The sequence below is a fragment of the Paenibacillus sp. FSL H7-0756 genome (genome assembly GCF_038006765.1).
In the GTDB taxonomy this organism is placed as follows: domain Bacteria; phylum Bacillota; class Bacilli; order Paenibacillales; family Paenibacillaceae; genus Paenibacillus_AQ.
Genome location: NZ_JBBOVT010000001.1, coordinates 2640948 through 2657635 on the forward strand (window position 1 = coordinate 2640948; position 16688 = coordinate 2657635).

10 protein-coding genes are annotated in these 16688 nt (G+C 54.9%); 6 read left to right on the plus strand and 4 right to left on the minus strand.

The window, feature by feature from the left end; genetic code table 11:
- Window positions 1-9: 9 nt before the first annotated feature.
- Window positions 10-1617, minus strand: a complete 1608-nt coding sequence (locus tag NST04_RS11680) for a response regulator (RefSeq protein ID WP_341184367.1) — start codon at window positions 1615-1617, stop codon at window positions 10-12.
- A complete protein-coding gene (locus tag NST04_RS11685) occupies window positions 1595-3343 on the minus strand; it encodes a sensor histidine kinase (protein WP_341184368.1) in 1749 nt (582 codons plus the stop codon). The genes NST04_RS11680 and NST04_RS11685 overlap by 23 nt, the downstream gene beginning before the upstream one ends.
- Before the next feature lie 84 nt (window positions 3344-3427).
- Between NST04_RS11685 and NST04_RS11690 the strand changes: the two genes are divergently transcribed.
- Window positions 3428-5008 (plus strand): extracellular solute-binding protein, encoded by a 1581-nt coding sequence (locus NST04_RS11690; RefSeq protein WP_341184369.1) that lies wholly within the window; start codon window positions 3428-3430, stop codon window positions 5006-5008.
- A gap of 275 nt (window positions 5009-5283) precedes the next feature.
- On the opposite strand, the gene bglS is transcribed toward NST04_RS11690, so the two are convergent.
- Entirely contained in the window at window positions 5284-5973 is a 690-nt protein-coding gene (gene bglS, locus NST04_RS11695) for a beta-glucanase (protein ID WP_445667912.1), read from the minus strand.
- A 228-nt stretch (window positions 5974-6201) separates the two neighbouring features.
- Here bglS and NST04_RS11700 point away from each other — a divergent pair, with 228 nt between their 5' ends.
- Both NST04_RS11700 and leuS read left to right on the plus strand, forming a co-directional pair.
- Window positions 6202-7269 carry an AI-2E family transporter gene (locus tag NST04_RS11700; RefSeq protein ID WP_341184371.1) on the plus strand — a complete coding sequence of 356 codons (1068 nt, stop codon included), beginning with the start codon at window positions 6202-6204 and terminating at the stop codon, window positions 7267-7269.
- A 1206-nt stretch (window positions 7270-8475) separates the two neighbouring features.
- A complete protein-coding gene (gene leuS / locus NST04_RS11705) occupies window positions 8476-10905 on the plus strand; it encodes a leucine--tRNA ligase (protein ID WP_341184372.1) in 2430 nt (809 codons plus the stop codon).
- A gap of 139 nt (window positions 10906-11044) precedes the next feature.
- Here leuS and comER read toward each other — a convergent pair whose 3' ends face one another.
- On the minus strand, window positions 11045-11896 hold the full coding sequence (gene comER / locus NST04_RS11710) for a late competence protein ComER (protein ID WP_341184373.1): 852 nt from the start codon (window positions 11894-11896) through the stop codon (window positions 11045-11047).
- 138 nt (window positions 11897-12034) lie between these two features.
- Here comER and NST04_RS11715 point away from each other — a divergent pair, with 138 nt between their 5' ends.
- From NST04_RS11715 to NST04_RS11725, 3 genes are all read left to right on the plus strand, one after another.
- A complete protein-coding gene (locus NST04_RS11715) occupies window positions 12035-12661 on the plus strand; it encodes a ComEA family DNA-binding protein (RefSeq protein ID WP_341184374.1) in 627 nt (208 codons plus the stop codon).
- A 559-nt stretch (window positions 12662-13220) separates the two neighbouring features.
- Window positions 13221-13739 (plus strand): deoxycytidylate deaminase, encoded by a 519-nt coding sequence (locus NST04_RS11720; protein ID WP_340752204.1) that lies wholly within the window; start codon window positions 13221-13223, stop codon window positions 13737-13739.
- 153 nt (window positions 13740-13892) lie between these two features.
- On the plus strand, window positions 13893-16670 hold the full coding sequence (locus tag NST04_RS11725) for a ComEC/Rec2 family competence protein (protein WP_341184375.1): 2778 nt from the start codon (window positions 13893-13895) through the stop codon (window positions 16668-16670).
- The last annotated feature ends 18 nt before the right edge of the window (window positions 16671-16688 follow it).

The window sequence follows — 16688 nt, forward strand, 5'->3', positions numbered from 1 at the left end:
CTGACGGAATTACAGCGCCCGGTCACGGTATTCATGCGGGGTCATCCCCGCATACTCCTTGAAGAGCTTAATGAAATAATGGGCGTTGGAGTACCCGAGCTCCGAGGAAACTTCATAAATTTTGAGCGGCGTATGGATAAGCAGATACGCCGCTTTTTCCATCTTTACCTGACTGATATAGTCGCTGATGCGCTTGCCGGTCTCCAGCTTGTACATTTTGGAGAGATAGACCGGATGCATCTGGACATGGTCAGCGATGGCCTGTAGGGAGACATAGTGAAGATTGCGGTTGATATACTCATGAACCTTGCGGATCAGCACGGTCCGGCTGTTCCGCCGTTCGGAATCCGTATGCTCTCTCAGCAGAAGGATAACCTCCATAGCCCACTCCCGCAGCTTGTCCGGCGTCTGAAAGGGAGCCTGCTCCAGCAGCGGATTGCCGATAATATCGCTCAGCAGCTTGTTATTCTTGTGGGCGAAGTAATAGAAGGCTGTCTCCAGGTGCAGACGGGCTTCCTGGATATGCTCCAGTGACCGCTCGGGACTGTCGAGCAGCTCCATGACGATAGCGTTCAGCTTATCTTCAATGCCCTGCCAGTTGTTCGCTTCGAACATGTGGAACAGCAGCGGAGGCTCATACAGCGGCTGGAGAATCTCCACGGGCTGGGAGCTGCTGTTATCTGTGGTATCGAGATAGATGCCGGTCTCGCTGCCGATATGCTGGCGGATGGCGGAAATGGCTGATTGATAGAGAGTGTAGACCTGATCCGGGAAGTCGCCCCAGCCGGTGGTCACCACGGACAGGCCGCCTCCCATCAGGGTGCTGACATGATTCTGCAGCTGATAGGCAGCCTGAGCCACCTCATTTCCGGGATTGCCGCCGTGTTCAAGATCCTGCCTGGGCTGCAGCAGGAATACGAGATAGTCATGCACATCCTTGCAGGACCAGATCAGGAACCGGTCCTGGAACAGCTCCTGGGCGATATTAATGATCGCATATTCAAACAGCAGCATGCTGTGCATATCCTGGCGCCGGAAGAATTCCTCGGGACGGACTACGGCCAGACAAACCGGCAGTCCGGCCCTGAACGGCAGGTCGAACTGGTCCAGCCGCTCCTGGAGCTGCGGCCCGGGCAGCTTCCGTCCCTGCAGCAGCTCCCCGAGCAGGCGGTCCCGCAGGATCGGCAGATGCTCGCGGAAGGTCTGCATCGTCCGCTGGTGGGAGGACCAGGCCTCCCAGTCACTGCGCAGCTTCTCCTGCAGCTTACCGATGACGGCGATCAGCTGGTCGTTCGCTATCGGCTTAAGCAGATAGGCGCTGGCCTGCTCTTCAATAGCCTTGCGGGCATATTCAAACTCCGCATAGCCGGTCAGCATCACCACCCGGATATGCTTCCAGCGCTTGCGGATGGCGGCAATCAGCTCGGTGCCGGACAGCTCCGGCATATTGATATCTGTGACTACAATATCGATGGGATGACGCTGGAGCAGCTCCAGCGCCTCATACCCGGAATAAGCTTTGTGGACCTGTCCGAAGCCCATCTCCGCCCAGGGAATTGAAATGGACAGATCATCGACCACATAGGGTTCATCGTCAACCAATAGAATTTGGTGCATCAGGTTCCTCTTTCTTCTCCATACGGAGAGTTGTGATTAGACCGCCTTCAGGTGATGGGGCAATTATTAGGCCGGAAGTCTCGCCGTAATGTAATTTGAGACGCTGCTGGACATTCCATAGCCCGCAGCCTCCATCCTCACGCGTGGTTTCGTTGATACGCACCTGAAGTGCTGCAATAGCCTCCTCTGTCATACCGGCACCGTTGTCCTCTACGGTAATGAGAATGGCTTCCCGGGTATGGCGGCCGGTGATCCGGATGGAGCCCGGACCGATTTTTCGCTCAATGCCATGAATGATACTATTCTCTACCAGAGGCTGAATCAGCAGCCGCGGAATATGCAGGTCCAGCAGCCCGCTCTCCATCTCCACCTCGTAGCGTATTCGCTGCTTCCGCAGGTTCTGGATCTTCAGGTAAGTCTCCAGCAGCTTCAGCTCATCCTGAAGAGTGGTGAGGGAATGATCGACCCTGGTAATATAGCGGTAATATTCGCCCAGACTGAGCGCCATGGCCTCGACAGACTCTGTATCTCCTATGGCGGCCTTGCTCTTGATGAAGAACAGGCAGTTGTACAGGAAATGCGGATTGATCTGTGATTGAAGCTGCTTCAGATGGGCATCCTTGGCCCGGAGCTGCTCCAGATAGACCTGCTCGATCAGCGACTGGATTTTCTCGGCCATGTCATTGAATTCCTGATTGAGCAGCGTGAACTCCGGATTGGTCCGCGTATGGATACGGGTAGACCAGCGGCCTTCCTTCATCCGGTTAAGCGAACGAAGCAGAAGGCTCACCGGACGCTGCACCTGACGGTAGAGCTGTAAGGAGAAGAGCAGGCTCATCGCCAGCAGGATGGCCGATCCCGTCAGGAAGGAAGTCCGGCTGCTGCGGATCGGCTCAAGAATCTCCTTCAGCGGTGAATAATGCACGACTTGCCAGTCGATGGCCGAGGAGGGCACCGAGCTGACCAGGAAGCTGCCCTGTGTAAGGTCGAAGATGTCGGAGGTACTCTTCCCGGCCGTGATATTCAGTGCCGCAGTGACTTGCTCCGCCATCTGCCGGTCCGAACTCCGCGAGAGGATCACCCCGAATGACGGATGGTACAAGAAGGTATCGCCCGTGTTCTGCGACTGGTAGGCATCGAACATCCGTTCAATATTGGAGACCGGCAAATACATGGACATCAGCAGCTGCGCCTCGCGCGGCCGGCTTGCTGCCTGGGAGGGGTCCGACAAGAGCAGCCGGAAGCCTGCCTCCGCGCCGGACCTGTCCGCCGAGATATACTCCCAGCCTGCCGGAAGCGGCTTGTGCAGGACAGTGACATCGAAGGACAACGACGAATCCGAGCCTAAGGTCTCCCCGCTGAAGGGCTTGTACAAGACAATCCGGTTCTCCCAGGTACTGGAGCTGGTCTGGAGAGACAGCTTCTCGAGCACCGTCATAATCGTCTGGGCTGGATCAATAAGATGGCCCAGCTGTGTAATCTGCTCATAATCGCGGATGGTGGGATCTCTCTGCAGGGCATACATGCTGCCCGCGAGCTGGTTAATGTTGTTATCCATCTGCTGGGTCAGGAATTCCAGATGATTGAGGTCGGTAGTTTTGATCTGACTGGTAATGACTCCGACATCCTTACGGTAGGACGATCCGTAGAACAAGAGTGTGGCTGCAATCAGGGAGAGCAGGATTGCCACCATTTTAATGAACAGGTTGGGACGCCATGCCACCATAAAGATCATCCTTTTCAAGACATTTGCTGTAATATGGAGAAGTGTATCATAAGATTATGAACTCTACGAAAAGAAGGTGGTTTCATGAAAGTCCGTTCCCCGCTGTTGCTGCTGCTCCTGATTCTGGCAGGCTGCTCCTGGCACAGCACCGAATATAGTCAGCCGCCGGCTTCACCGCAGAGTACAGCCCCTCACTTCGATGTTAAGGAAGGCAAATATGATCCTCCTGTAGACCTGTATACGGTCGGCTCCGTGAACCCCAATCTCAATTTCATCAAAGGGGAGAGCCTGGAACACAACGTACATACGGCCTGGGCCGAGAAGCGGCTTGGCATCCGAATCCGCTATCTTTGGACGATCTCCGGCACCTCAGAGACCTACGCCAACAAGCTGAGGCTGGAGCTGGCCAAAGGCAATATGCCCGACATCGTAACGACCAGAGATGCCGATATTATCCAGGAGCTGATTGATTCAGGGCAATTCATGGAAGTCGGCGACCTGTTCGAGCAGCATGCGTCCGAGGTGTGGAAGAAGGCTGTTGCCGAGGATGCTTCGGCATGGAACCCCTTCGTGCGCGGCGCGCACAGGTACGCCATTCCCATTATGGATTATGAATATAACTCCGATCCGCTGCTCTGGGTCCGCCAGGATTGGCTGGACAAGCTTCATCTGAAAGCACCGAAGACCCTGGATGAGCTGGAGCAGGTCATGGATGCCTTCGTCAACCGGGACCCGGATGGCAACGGGATCAAGGATACCTACGGCCTGTCGGCCGGATTCCGCAACGGGCCCAGCACCTGGATGGGAGACAGCAGCTGGGTGTTCGGCGCCTATGGTACGGTTCCTGAGCAGTGGAACCGCCGGAGTGACGGCACCCTGGAGTACGGCTCCATCCAGCCCGAGGCAAGGAAGGCTGTCCAGCTCATGAAGCAATGGGTACAGCGCGGGTATTTGAGCGCTGACAGTGCCTGGCTGGATGAAGAGGGAGCGGCGAACCAGTTCATCTCCGGCAAGGCGGGTATCATTGCCGGACCCTACTGGATGGGTGGCTGGCCCCTGTCCTCCTTGACCAAGAGTGACGCTGATGCGCGTGTCCGGGCAATTCCCATCCCTTCAGGACCGGGCGGCCTCGCCATGAGAAGAGGGACCCTGCCTGTCAACGGTGCCATTCTGATCAATAAGAAGATGAAGCACCCTGAGATCTTTTTTACGTATCAGAATTATTTGTTCGATTCATATGCTACCTCGACTGGTGAATTCGCTCATGGTCTTGCAGAGGGCTATGACTTTACCATGGCGGGCGGCCAGCCGAGCGCCCAGTCTTCGGAGCTGCCGCTGGGCGGCATCCGCGTAGCCTCGTACACGCTAACCTTCGACGGGGCCCGGATTCCCTCCGGCGTCATCCGGGAGATCCCGAAGGACATTGCCCCTGTGCTGCTGGGCCAGAAGGAGGCTTCCCGCAAGGAGCAGTTCACGGGACCTCCGACTGCGACGATGCAGCGCGACGGCGAACTGCTGAAGAAGCTGGAGCAGAAAAGCTTCATCAAAATCATCTTCGCAGACAGCCCGCTTGAAGAATTCGACGAATTCGTGCACAAGTGGAACACCTACGGCGGACTTACTGAAACCATGGAGGTCAATGCCTGGGACCGCAGCAGCCGCTAGATGCCGCAGGGACAAGAAACCGCCTCAATATAAGGCGGTTTCTTGTCGTAGATACACATGGGCTCCGGCCAACGTACCTGGCGGCGGCTCCAACAATTCTGTTCCTCCTGTGCTGCATTCTTCTATATATCGTACAGAAGGGCGGCTGCAGCCGCCATAACAATGTGGCGATTGGAATAACAAATATTGAAGATGCTCCGCAATGATCCGCATTGACAAAAGGACCCCGGCGGATGCCGCTTGCGCATCGCCGGGGTCCATCACCTGCCTGCAAGTTAGTTGCCTGTGAATTTCAGCCAATCGTAATAGGCGTACAGAGGGTTCGCCCCATTATAGGAACCGAGCCAGGAATCTACCCCCGTTCCGTTCCAGAGGTTCATCATGATTTTACCGGGACGGGAGGGGATGTTGCTGGTGGCCGTATGCTTCAGGACCCCGTCTACATACCATTTAATATAACCCGGCTGCCAGTCGAAGGCGTACGTATGATAGCTCTGGGAAGCATCAAAGCCAAGATTGACAATCTGCTCATGGCCGCCAACGCCATTGGTGTAATAGTTGAACTGGACCTTGGTGGTGTCCTTGCCGAGGAACTCAATATCGATCTCATCCCAAGGTGTCCCATCTGAAGGCCCGGTGTAGGTGAAGAAGGAGGAGACGATCCCGCTGTTCTTGGCCGGCTTCATGCTGACCTCGTATTTGCCGTAGCCGTACTTGTAGACAGAGCGGTATTCCGCGCCGTCAAATTTATTATTGCTGGGACTGGTCAGGGCCAGACGAAGCTGTCCGCCGCTGGTGAATGAGATATTATTCGCACGCCAGGTACAGTTGAACATGGAGCCGTTCGAGTAACCGTCTGCTTTTTGCCAGGTTGCGGGGTTGAAGTAAGTCAGAGGCTCATTAAAGACGGTGGCCGCCGAAACAGACGGAGCTCCTGTCAGCAGACCGGCAAGCAGCAGGGTCATCCCTGCACCGAATAACTTGTGTAGCTTTCTCCTCATATACAATACCCTCCTCAATAATGTAAGCGCTTTACAATATGATTGTAGCGAACCTTGAACCCGGCCACTATACCAACCTGCGAACTAAAATAACAAAAAACCAATTTTTTGCAGAGCAGAGTATTTCATTCCCCTCCCACACATACTATTAGGCATGATGGTTAAGGGCTGTACACGTTCAGGAGGGAGATTATGGAGGAGTGGTTCCGCAGTAAATGGCTCCGCTGGATGACCGGCGTGCTGCTCTCACTGATTATTCTATATTTCGTCTGGCTGCTCCGTCCGATGCTGAATGGGGTATTCCAGTTTCTAAAAGCAATCCTGGCCCCGTTCCTGGCCGCCATGATTATCTCCTATGTGCTGAATCCGGTGGTCACTATGCTCTCCAGAAGAAAAATGCCGCGCAGCGTAGCTGTCCTGCTGATCTATGCGGTGTTCCTGACCTCGCTTGCGGTGATCCTGATCAACCTGATCCCGATGTTCATTGAACAGCTGGAGGAGCTGAATGAGCATCTGCCGGAGATGACGCTGCACGCGCAGGGGCTGATGAAGGGCATGAATTCCAGGCTGATTCCGCCCGGCGTGGAGACGGGAATGAATAACTGGTTCTATCAGCTGGAGAACCGCCTGGCCGAAGGCATCTCCCACTTCCTTAATAATATCGCTTCGACCATTGGCGTGCTGTTCAACGCATTCATTGTGCCTTTTCTCGTGTTCTATATTCTGAAGGACTTCGAGGTGTTCGAACGGATGGTGGTATCCTGCCTGCCCCGTTCGCGCCGCAAGTCGATTGTGATGCTGTTAAAAGATATTGATGAAGCGCTCGGCAACTATATCCGCGGGCAGTTTCTCGTCTGCATCATCATCGGCGTGCTCGCTTATATCGGCTACGCAATTATCGGCATGCCTTATGCGCTGCTGTTCGCCTGTGTTGTTGCGGTATTCAACATTATTCCGTATATGGGTCCGTTCCTGGGGGCGGCTCCGGCTATTGTTATGGCTTCGACCTTGTCCTGGCGCCTTGTTCTGCTGGTGGCGGTGGTGAACACCCTGTGCCAAATGCTGGAGAGCAACGTGATCTCTCCGCAGGTTGTAGGACGGAAGCTGCATCTGCATCCGCTGCTGATTATCTTCGCGCTGCTGGTCGGCGGGGAGATCGCCGGAATGATCGGCCTGATTCTGGCTGTTCCTTTCTTCGCTGCCGCCAAGGTGGTCATTCAGCATATCATCGGCTATTATATCCGCAGAAGGCCGGCGTAGAAGCGGCAGCCGATCCCGCCGCCGCTTCAGTTACATGGGCAATGGCGGCTTCTTCGCCGCGACTTCGGGTGAAAGGATTGACGGTACATGTATCTTTTGGTTATAATGTGGTGAATATTACGATAAGAAGAGTTATCATAGCAGTGCGATGAAGAGGAGTATTAATTCGTGAGACCGTTATTGCAGAGAGCCGGCACCTAAGGTGCGAGCCGGTTAACGGGCCGCAGTGAACTCACCTCCGAGTAATGGCGCGAGCCGCAGGTCCCTTAGGGAGACATGCGAGTGAACCGACGTCGGCTCACCCCCGATACAGGGTGTCAAAGTGAGTGCCGGACAAAGAATGTCCGCCGCTAACTAGGGTGGTACCACGGGAATTCAAACCTCTCGTCCCTAGCGATTATACGCTAGGGATGGGAGGTTTTTTGCTGTAATAGGAAACTATAGTTTCCTGTTGCTGTGAAAAAGGTGTGTGTGAATTTGTGAATAAGAGTTCTTGGAAGGTTTCGTAGAATGACTATGATGCTGAATATGACTGAAGTTCTGGTTAAAACCGAATACAATCGGCTCGTTTAGCGGCACATGGCCTGAATGCATGTGGAAAACAACATACAGTGTGCTCGAAAGCAGGCATGCGGCCTGAATGTATGTGAAAAACAGCATACATTGTGCCCGCGAGCAGGCACACGGCCTGAATGTATGTGAAAAACAGCATACATTGTGCTCGAAAGCAGGCACACGGCCTGAATGTATGTGGAAAACAACATACATTGTGCTCGAAAGCAGGCACACAGCCTGAATGTGTGTGGAAAACAGCATACATTGTGCTCGAAAGCAGGCACACGGCCTCAATGTATATGAAAAACAACATACATTGTGCTCGAAAGCAGGCACACGGCCTCAATGTATGTGAAAAACAGCATAGTTAGCCCGGCGAATCATGGGCGGATATTGGGCTTTGCTGTTGCACTGGGCAAGTGAATTGGTTATTACAGATTTTATGTAAATATAAAGGAACGGAAAGAAATTTTGGAGCTGTAGCAACGTTAGTGGCCGCCTTTATACTCGGATTTCCACCTTGAAGCTTATAATCAGAAATCCGAGTATAACAGCGGGCGGAAGCCCAAAACTTTCTGCAGTGACCCTTATTTACAGAGTTTTTTACAATAGAGTTACCTATTACAGCAACACTCCAAGGAGGAGCACAAGATGAGCGACAATATTGGATACCGCGCCCAGACCATCGAGCCGAAATGGCAGAAGTTCTGGGACGAGAACAAAACCTTTAAGACAAGTGAAGAATCAGGCAAGCCGAAGTTCTACGCCCTGGATATGTTCCCGTATCCTTCCGGCGCAGGACTGCACGTAGGCCACCCGGAAGGCTATACCGCCACCGACATCGTGTCCCGCTTCAAACGGATGCGCGGCTACAACGTGCTGCACCCGATGGGCTGGGATGCCTTCGGACTTCCGGCTGAGCAGTATGCGATGGATACCGGGCAGCATCCGCGTGATATTACCTTCAAGAATATTGACAATTTCCGCCGCCAGATCAAGTCGCTGGGCTTCTCCTACGACTGGGACCGTGAGATCAGCACGACCGATCCGGGGTACTACAAGTGGACGCAGTGGATTTTCATCCAGCTGTATAACCGCGGACTCGCTTATGTAGCCGAAGTTTCGGTGAACTGGTGTGAGGCGCTGGGAACCGTTCTGGCGAACGAAGAAGTCATCGACGGCAAAAGCGAGCGCGGCGGCCATCCCGTCGTCCGCAGACCGATGCGCCAGTGGATTCTGAAGATTACCGAATACGCCGACCGCCTGCTGGAGGATCTGGAGGAGCTGGACTGGGAAGAGAGCATCAAGGATATGCAGCGCAACTGGATCGGCAAATCGACCGGTGCTGAGGTAACTTTTGCGATAGAAGGCCATGACGCTGTGCTTGAAGTGTTCACTACCCGTCCCGATACCCTGTTCGGAGCAAGCTATTGCGTACTCGCACCGGAGCATAAGCTGGTGGATGCTATTACCACAGAGGAGCAGAAGGCCGCCGTTGCCGAATACCGCGACAAGGCTTCGCGCAAGAGCGATCTGGAACGCACGGATCTGGCGAAGGAGAAAAGCGGTGTATTCACCGGCGCGTATGCGATTAATCCGGTGAACGGCGCGCAGGTGCCAATCTGGATTGCCGACTACGTGCTGGCCGGATACGGAACCGGAGCAATTATGGCCGTTCCGGGCCATGACGCCCGCGACTGGGAATTCGCCAAGCAGTTCGGCCTGAACATCATCGAAGTGGTACAGGGCGGCAATATCGAAGAAGAAGCCTACTCCGGTGACGGTCCGCATGTCAATTCGGGATTCCTCGACGGCCTGTCCAATACTGAAGCGATGGCTCAGATGATCGCCTGGCTGGAAGAGAAGGGCAGCGGCAAGGGCAAAGTGACCTACCGCCTGCGCGACTGGCTGTTCAGCCGCCAGCGTTACTGGGGCGAGCCGATTCCGATTCTGCACCTGGAAGACGGCACGATGAAGACTGTGCCTGTGGATCAGCTGCCGCTGGTTCTGCCGGATGTGGATGCGATCAAGCCATCGGGCACCGGTGAATCTCCGCTGGCGAATGTGACCGAGTGGGTGGAGACCGTTGATCCCGAGACCGGCATGAAGGCCCGCCGCGAGACCAACACCATGCCGCAATGGGCCGGCAGCTGCTGGTACTACCTGCGCTATATCGATCCGCATAACGATCAGGAGCTGTGCTCACCGGAGAAGCAGAAGGAATGGCTGCCGGTCGACCTGTACATCGGCGGAGCGGAGCATGCGGTGCTTCACCTGTTGTATGCCCGTTTCTGGCATAAGGTACTCTATGATATCGGCGTAGTCGATACCAAGGAGCCGTTCCACAAGCTGGTCAACCAGGGAATGATCCTGGGGAACAACAATGAGAAGATGAGTAAATCGCGCGGCAATGTCATTAACCCGGATGAGATCGTGGAAGCTTATGGGGCAGACACTCTGCGCGTCTATGAGATGTTCATGGGGCCTCTGGAAGCAACGAAGCCTTGGAACGAAAAAGGCGTTGAAGGCATTCACCGTTTCCTCTCCCGCGTATGGCGCCTGTTCGTGAATGAAGACGGCAGCCTGAGCGCCAAGATCACTGAGGGCGGCGGCACGGATGAATTCAAACGCACCTGGCATAAGACGCTGAAGAAGGTCACTGAGGATTTCGAGCTGCTGCGCTTCAATACGGCGATCAGCCAGCTGATGATCTTCATCAATGACGCTTATAAGCAGGAGAGTCTGTCCAAGGAAGCAGCTGAACATTTCGTACAGATGCTGTCCCCGCTGGCACCGCATATTGCCGAAGAGCTGTGGGAGCTGCTGGGCCATGAAGGAAGCATCAGCTATGTCGCCTGGCCGGCCTATGATGAAGCCTTGACTGTAGATGCTGAGGTTGAGATCGTGGTTCAGGTGAACGGTAAAATCGTCCAGCGCGCGCTGATTCCGGCGGATATGGGCCAGCAGGAGATGCAGGACCACGCCCTGGCTCTGCCGAATGTGAAGGCAACTGTCGAAGGCAAAACCGTACGCAAAATCATCGCCGTTCCCGGCAAGCTGGTAAATATCGTAGTGGGTTAAGCGAAGAACGCAATTCTGCCCGCAGCAACGGAGGTATCCGTGCTGCGGGCTTTCTTGGTTTCGGGGCGCTCTCTACGGAGGTGGAGGGGACCGCTGATTGCCCTATGGAGGAAATGGCCCTGTTAATGGATACATTTTGCTAGCGGTCGAGTCGGCTCTGCGCGATACTGCCGAGGCCGAACAGCTCGTCGAGCTTTTCCACATCCTCATCGTACTTGTCGTGTGTGGTGGTAATCAGGCGTTCAAATACCCCCTCCAGACTGGTCTGCAAGTGATTCAGGGCTTGCGCGGTAATGCCCCCGCGGACGGCAACCCGCTCCTGCAGCTCCTGCGGGGTGAACGAGCCTTCGGTCAGCAGCTTACCCGTACCCAGCAGCATCTCACCCGCCAGCCGGGTGACCAGGGCTTCGTCGATGCCGGTTGCTTCTACAGCCGCTTCAATCCACCGCTCCAGGAAATAGCTCAGAAAGGCCGGACCGCAGCTGGAAAAATCAGAGGCAATCCGCGTATGACCCTCAGGAATCTCCTCCGGAACTCCAATGCAGGAGAATAGCTGGAGCAGCAGCAGCCTGTCTTTTTTATTTAATCGGCTTCCGAAAATGCACAGCGAACTCCCGCCTCTGACGGAATGGGTGATGCTGGGAATGATTTTGGCGACCTTGGAGGGCAGGACCGATTCCAGATGGTAGAGCTGCACAGGGCTTGTAATAGATACAACGATCTGGTCGCTGCGCAGATAAGGGGCGATCTCATCGGTTACCCGCTTGAACTGCAAAGGCTTGACGCACAGGAGCACGAGGTCGCTCTCTGAGGCGGCTTCGATGTTGCCGGAGCATATCGTAATTCCGGGATGAAGCTTCTTCAGCTCCATCAGCCTGCCCGGGCTGCGGTTGCTGGCCATCACGTCACATGGATCAAGGGCTCCCGACCGAAGGAAGGTGTCGATCAGCAGACTTCCCATGCTGCCTGTTCCGATAAATCCCACTTTCATCCTGTGGTACCTCCTTTCTTATGCTGCTGGCTTACAGGAATACTCTTCGTTAAGTGTATGCAGGCCAGACTTGGACCAATGACAGGTTTTAACCGGATTTTTGAATAAAATTCCAGTTCGATGAGGGAGGACAACCTGATGGATAAAAGAATGATCATCTGCGCCATCACCGCCGCGCTGCTGGGCGGCGGTCTGGTGTGGGCCGCAGACCACAGAGCACAGGACGCCGGCATTGCCGGATGGTCAACGCTGAATGCCGGAATGGCGCAGGCGCTGGGAGTGGCAGACGAAGGCACTGATGGCGAGAGTTCCGCGGACGGGGCAGCTGGCGGGAGTGTGGCGGCGGGTGGAAGTATGGCAAGTGGAGCGGCAGGCGTTGAGGAAGCTGGTAACGGTACGGCCGGTAGTGGAGTTGTTGGTGGTGCGGTCACCGGTGGCGGAACGGCGGAGAGTGGAGTAACAGGTGGCGAGATTGCTGGTGGCGGAACGGCGGGGAGTGGAGCGGCAAGTGGAACGGCCACTGCAACAGCTGGAGCCGAAGCCGCTGGCACTGCAGCCCCGGCAGCAGCTGACGGCCGGATCAATGTGAACACTGCCGATGCCAAGGCCCTGATGGATCTGCCGGGCATCGGGGAGAAAAAGGCGCAGGCGATTATCGACTACCGCAACAGCAAGGGCGCATTCCGCAGCGCGAAAGATCTAGGGAAGGTGAAGGGCATCGGCCCCAAGCTGCTGGAGAAGCTGAAGCCGCTGGTGACTTTTTAAGGCTGCCATCCTGATTGTATACGAACAACCTGTCTGCCGTGGGAAGCAGTTGGATTTTATACTCTTAATAAATCTCTAACGTTTCCCTGACGAACAGTAAGTGGATTTAGGGCAGCTAATTTGGTCCGAATGCGCAGAATCAATAATTTGTAACGAATTAAGTGTCATTTTTCCAATTACAACCTTATATTCGGCGCTTTTTCCAGCAACAGTTGTAGTTTTTCCACTAAAAGGGCTTCACTCTCAGAGCATGGGCTGAGGAATAGTGAGTTTCAACTGCACTCTGTACATTAGATTTGCCCTCAATCCGTCGGAAAACTGAATCTGCTGCACTTCGTACATTAGAATTCTGCAAAAGAGAGTCATTGGAGACTAAATGAGAGAATCAATTGTATAAAGTGCAGCAGAACATTACTTAAGAGCTGAGAATGCAATTTCTATTGTACAAAGTGCAATCACATCCCACTCTGCGGCGATTCAGTGTATCAATATCCTAGTGAAAACGCAGCCAGGTATGCTACAATAATGAACAACTATTTAGAGAAAGTGGAGATTGCTGATGACTGTGGCTTACCGCAAGAACTGGGATACATACTTCATGGATATTGCCTGCATGGTCTCCACCCGTTCGCGCTGTCCCCGCCGCCATGTCGGTGCGGTGCTGGTGCAGGGGAAGAAGCTGCTGGGTACGGCCTATAACGGTGCACCGATGGGCGTTCCTGACTGCTCGGAAGCAGGATGTATGGTTTCTGAGCAATACGAGCGTGAGATGATAGACGGTGTAGAGACAATGGTCAAAAAGCAGCGCTGCATCCGCACAATCCATGCCGAGCAGAATCTGCTGCTGTTCACCGACCGGAGCGACCGGGAAGGCAGTACGGTCTACGTTACGGATGAGCCCTGCTGGACCTGTGCCAATATGCTGGCTAACAGCGGGATCGTGGAGATTGTCTACCTGCGTCCTTACAAGAAAGATATGGAGAAGGTGCAGGCGATGCTCTCCTCCAAAGGAATCGTGTTCCGCCAATTGGAGAACTACGAGCCGCCTAAGGAAACGATGATTTCGATATCTGAGTAACGGCGTACACCGGCAGGATTTAATGTTAGTTCGAGTGAACAAGATCCCGCTAGAATATGGACTGGCCCAGGGGAAGAACCTCTGTACACGCATGTAGTATGCGTATGCAGAGGTTTTTTGGCGTCTAGAGCTAATTAGGAAGGAGAGATAATCATGAACAAAAGGCCGTTATTAAGCCTCACGGTTTGCTGGGTGGCGGGAAGTGCCGCAGGTTGTCTGTTCTCTGGCCGCAGTCTGCTGTTCTGCCTCGCCGTGATGCTGTTGCTGCCTGTAGTATGGGCGGTGAGCGGCGGCATACGCTGGAGGGCGGCAGCGGTGCTGGTTATGGGATTGATTGTGTCGGCCCTATACTGGGAATATAGTGAGGTACGAAATGTGAGTCTGTTGCCTGAGGTGCTGGGGCAACCGGTGAGCGAACTAAATGAGGCTTATGTAACAGCCGCAGGCGTTATTGCTTCTCCGGTGGAGCGGGACGGGGACCGGGTTGATTTTGTCGTGAAGCTGTCCGGGATCAGATTGCATCAGCAAGGGGAACAGTCTGCAGCGGAAGGAGAAGAAGGAAAGAATGCAAAGGAATTCAATCCGAATGTTGCGGCAAAGACAGATGCAGCTGGAGCCGTGGAGAAGAAGCAAGCTAAAGGTGAACTTGTAACTGTACAGATCAAGCTCCAGGAGGAGCGTGAAATTGCGGTGGCTGCGCAGTGGCAGCGGGGAGACCGGGTGGTCATTGAGGGGGAATTAATCCAGCCCCAGATAGCGCGCAACTTCGGCGGATTCGACTACCGTGCCTATCTGCTCACCCAAAAGATTCACTGGCTGCTAAAAGGAACGGGAACAGCCAGTGTAACCGTTAACCCTCAAGTCTCGTGGGAGCCGTCCACGATTCTGCGCTGGAATGATAAGGCAAGATCTGTGCTCGGTGCAGAAATGAGCCGCTTATTTCAGGAGCCTCATGCGGGTTATATGAAGGGTCTTGTCATCGGCATCCAAAAGGAACTGGACCCGGAGACCTTCAGACAGTTCTCGCAGCTCGGGCTCACCCATATCCTGGCCATTTCGGGGATGCATGTAGCGGTGTACGTCGGAGTAATCCTAATTCTTCTGCGCCGCTGCCGCTTAACCAGAGAAACCGCACTGACAGTGACCCTGCTGCTGGTCCCGGTCTATGTGCTGCTGTCTGGGGCCGGACCGTCTGTGATCCGCGCCGGGATCATGAGCATGATTGCCCTGCTGGCGGCAAGGCTGGGCATGCTCAAGGATGGACTGAATATTCTGGCTGCATCCGCGCTGATGATGCTGGTCTGGAATCCTTATCTGCTGCTTAGTGTCAGCTTTCAGCTGTCTTTTCTGGTGACGGCCGGACTCATGGTGTATACACCGCTCGCTGCGCCGCTATTCAGGCGGTTACCGGGCTGGCTGGGCAGCAGCCTCTCGGTAACGATTATTGCTCAACTGGTCTCGTTCCCGCTGACGATCTATTATTTCAACCAATTCTCGCTGTTATCCGTTGTAGCCAATCTGCTCTTGGTTCCCTTTATCACCTTCCTGGTGTTGCCACTGGGGACGCTGGCGCTAATGCTGGGACGGGTATGGAATGACGCAGCCTTGTTCATTGCACGGCTTGCGGAGTTGCTTAATAATGTTACCTTCGCAGTCGTAGAGTGGGTGAACAGCTTCACCGCCGTTGTGCTGATTTGGGCTTCGCCGTCAATCCTGTGGATCTGCCTTTACTATGGGCTGCTATATGGTTTGTTACACATGTTGAAACGGAGGACTGAGGCTAAGCTTGTTCCACAGTTCATGGATGATGAGACCCGTCCGCTGGCGGAGATGGAGAGGCCGGAACCGAGAGGTAAACTACTCCGTGGCAGAGTTGGCCGCACTGGCCGCAATAACGATCTGGATTCGGCAGGGGCTGCGAACAGCAGAATAGCCGCACTGGCTTTCCAATCCTACCCTCAATCAGGCCTATCACGATGGAGTTATCTTGTAGCCATGCTGTGCGCTATAGGCCTGACCATTCTGCTCTACAAAGGCTATAACGCCGAAGCTCTACGCGACGGCTCCGCTTCCATCAGCTACCTGGACATAGGCCAGGGGGACAGCAGCCTGATTACCACGCCTGGCGGAGCCCATATCCTGGTGGACGGCGGCGGGACCGTAAGCTTCGGCAACCGGGAGGAATGGCGCATCCGCCGCAGCCCGTTCGAGGTCGGGGCGAAGACGCTGCTGCCGCTCCTGAAGCAGCGGGGAATTCACCGGCTGGATGCGGTTATCTTGACGCATGGCGATCAGGACCATGCCGGAGGATTGCAGGCGGTGCTGGAAGGGATGCCGGTATCGGCGCTTTTGTTCAACGGAACATTAGCCGAAACGGAGCCCTACACCAAGCTGATGGCGACCGCGCTGGACGCGGGTGTCCAGCTATACCCGGTGCAGCAGGGCATGACGCTGGCCCCAGACGAGGCCACGCGGCTGAACTTCCTCTGGCCGGAGCCCCCAGCGGATGGACAGACCCTGCCGGAGGAAGTGGAAGACCAGAACCACGAATCGGTGGTGTTCCGGCTGGAGATGGACGGCCGGAGCTTTCTTTTCACAGGAGATATGGACCAGGCGGCAGAAGAAGCCATCCTACATTCCGCGAATCAATCCGGGATTAAGCAAGGCAGACCCATCGACATCCTCAAGGTCGCTCACCACGGCAGCAAAACCGCCACCAGCGCAGACTGGCTCGCCTTCTGGACCCCCGGCGCCGCTGTGATTTCAGCCGGTGTGAATAACCTGTACGGACATCCGCACGGTGTTGTGCTGGAGCGTCTGAACGGTACGGGAACCCGCGTCTACCGGACGGATCAGCAGGGGGAGATTCAGCTCAGAGTGGGCAAGGAGGGCATCACCTTACGCCACAAGCTCACCCCTGCCCCGGACTAAGACTCTGTAATCGTATAT

Coding starts and splice junctions, on each gene's coding strand:
- NST04_RS11720 (WP_340752204.1), top strand. CDS start 13,221: ATGACTGTGGCTTACCGCAAGAACTGGGATACATACTTCATGGATATT.
- NST04_RS11700 (WP_341184371.1), top strand. CDS start 6,202: ATGGAGGAGTGGTTCCGCAGTAAATGGCTCCGCTGGATGACCGGCGTG.
- bglS (WP_445667912.1), bottom strand. CDS start 5,973: ATGACCCTGCTGCTTGCCGGTCTGCTGACAGGAGCTCCGTCTGTTTCG.
- leuS (WP_341184372.1), top strand. CDS start 8,476: ATGAGCGACAATATTGGATACCGCGCCCAGACCATCGAGCCGAAATGG.
- NST04_RS11715 (WP_341184374.1), top strand. CDS start 12,035: ATGGATAAAAGAATGATCATCTGCGCCATCACCGCCGCGCTGCTGGGC.
- comER (WP_341184373.1), bottom strand. CDS start 11,896: ATGAAAGTGGGATTTATCGGAACAGGCAGCATGGGAAGTCTGCTGATC.
- NST04_RS11680 (WP_341184367.1), bottom strand. CDS start 1,617: ATGCACCAAATTCTATTGGTTGACGATGAACCCTATGTGGTCGATGAT.
- NST04_RS11685 (WP_341184368.1), bottom strand. CDS start 3,343: ATGGTGGCATGGCGTCCCAACCTGTTCATTAAAATGGTGGCAATCCTG.
- NST04_RS11725 (WP_341184375.1), top strand. CDS start 13,893: ATGAACAAAAGGCCGTTATTAAGCCTCACGGTTTGCTGGGTGGCGGGA.
- NST04_RS11690 (WP_341184369.1), top strand. CDS start 3,428: ATGAAAGTCCGTTCCCCGCTGTTGCTGCTGCTCCTGATTCTGGCAGGC.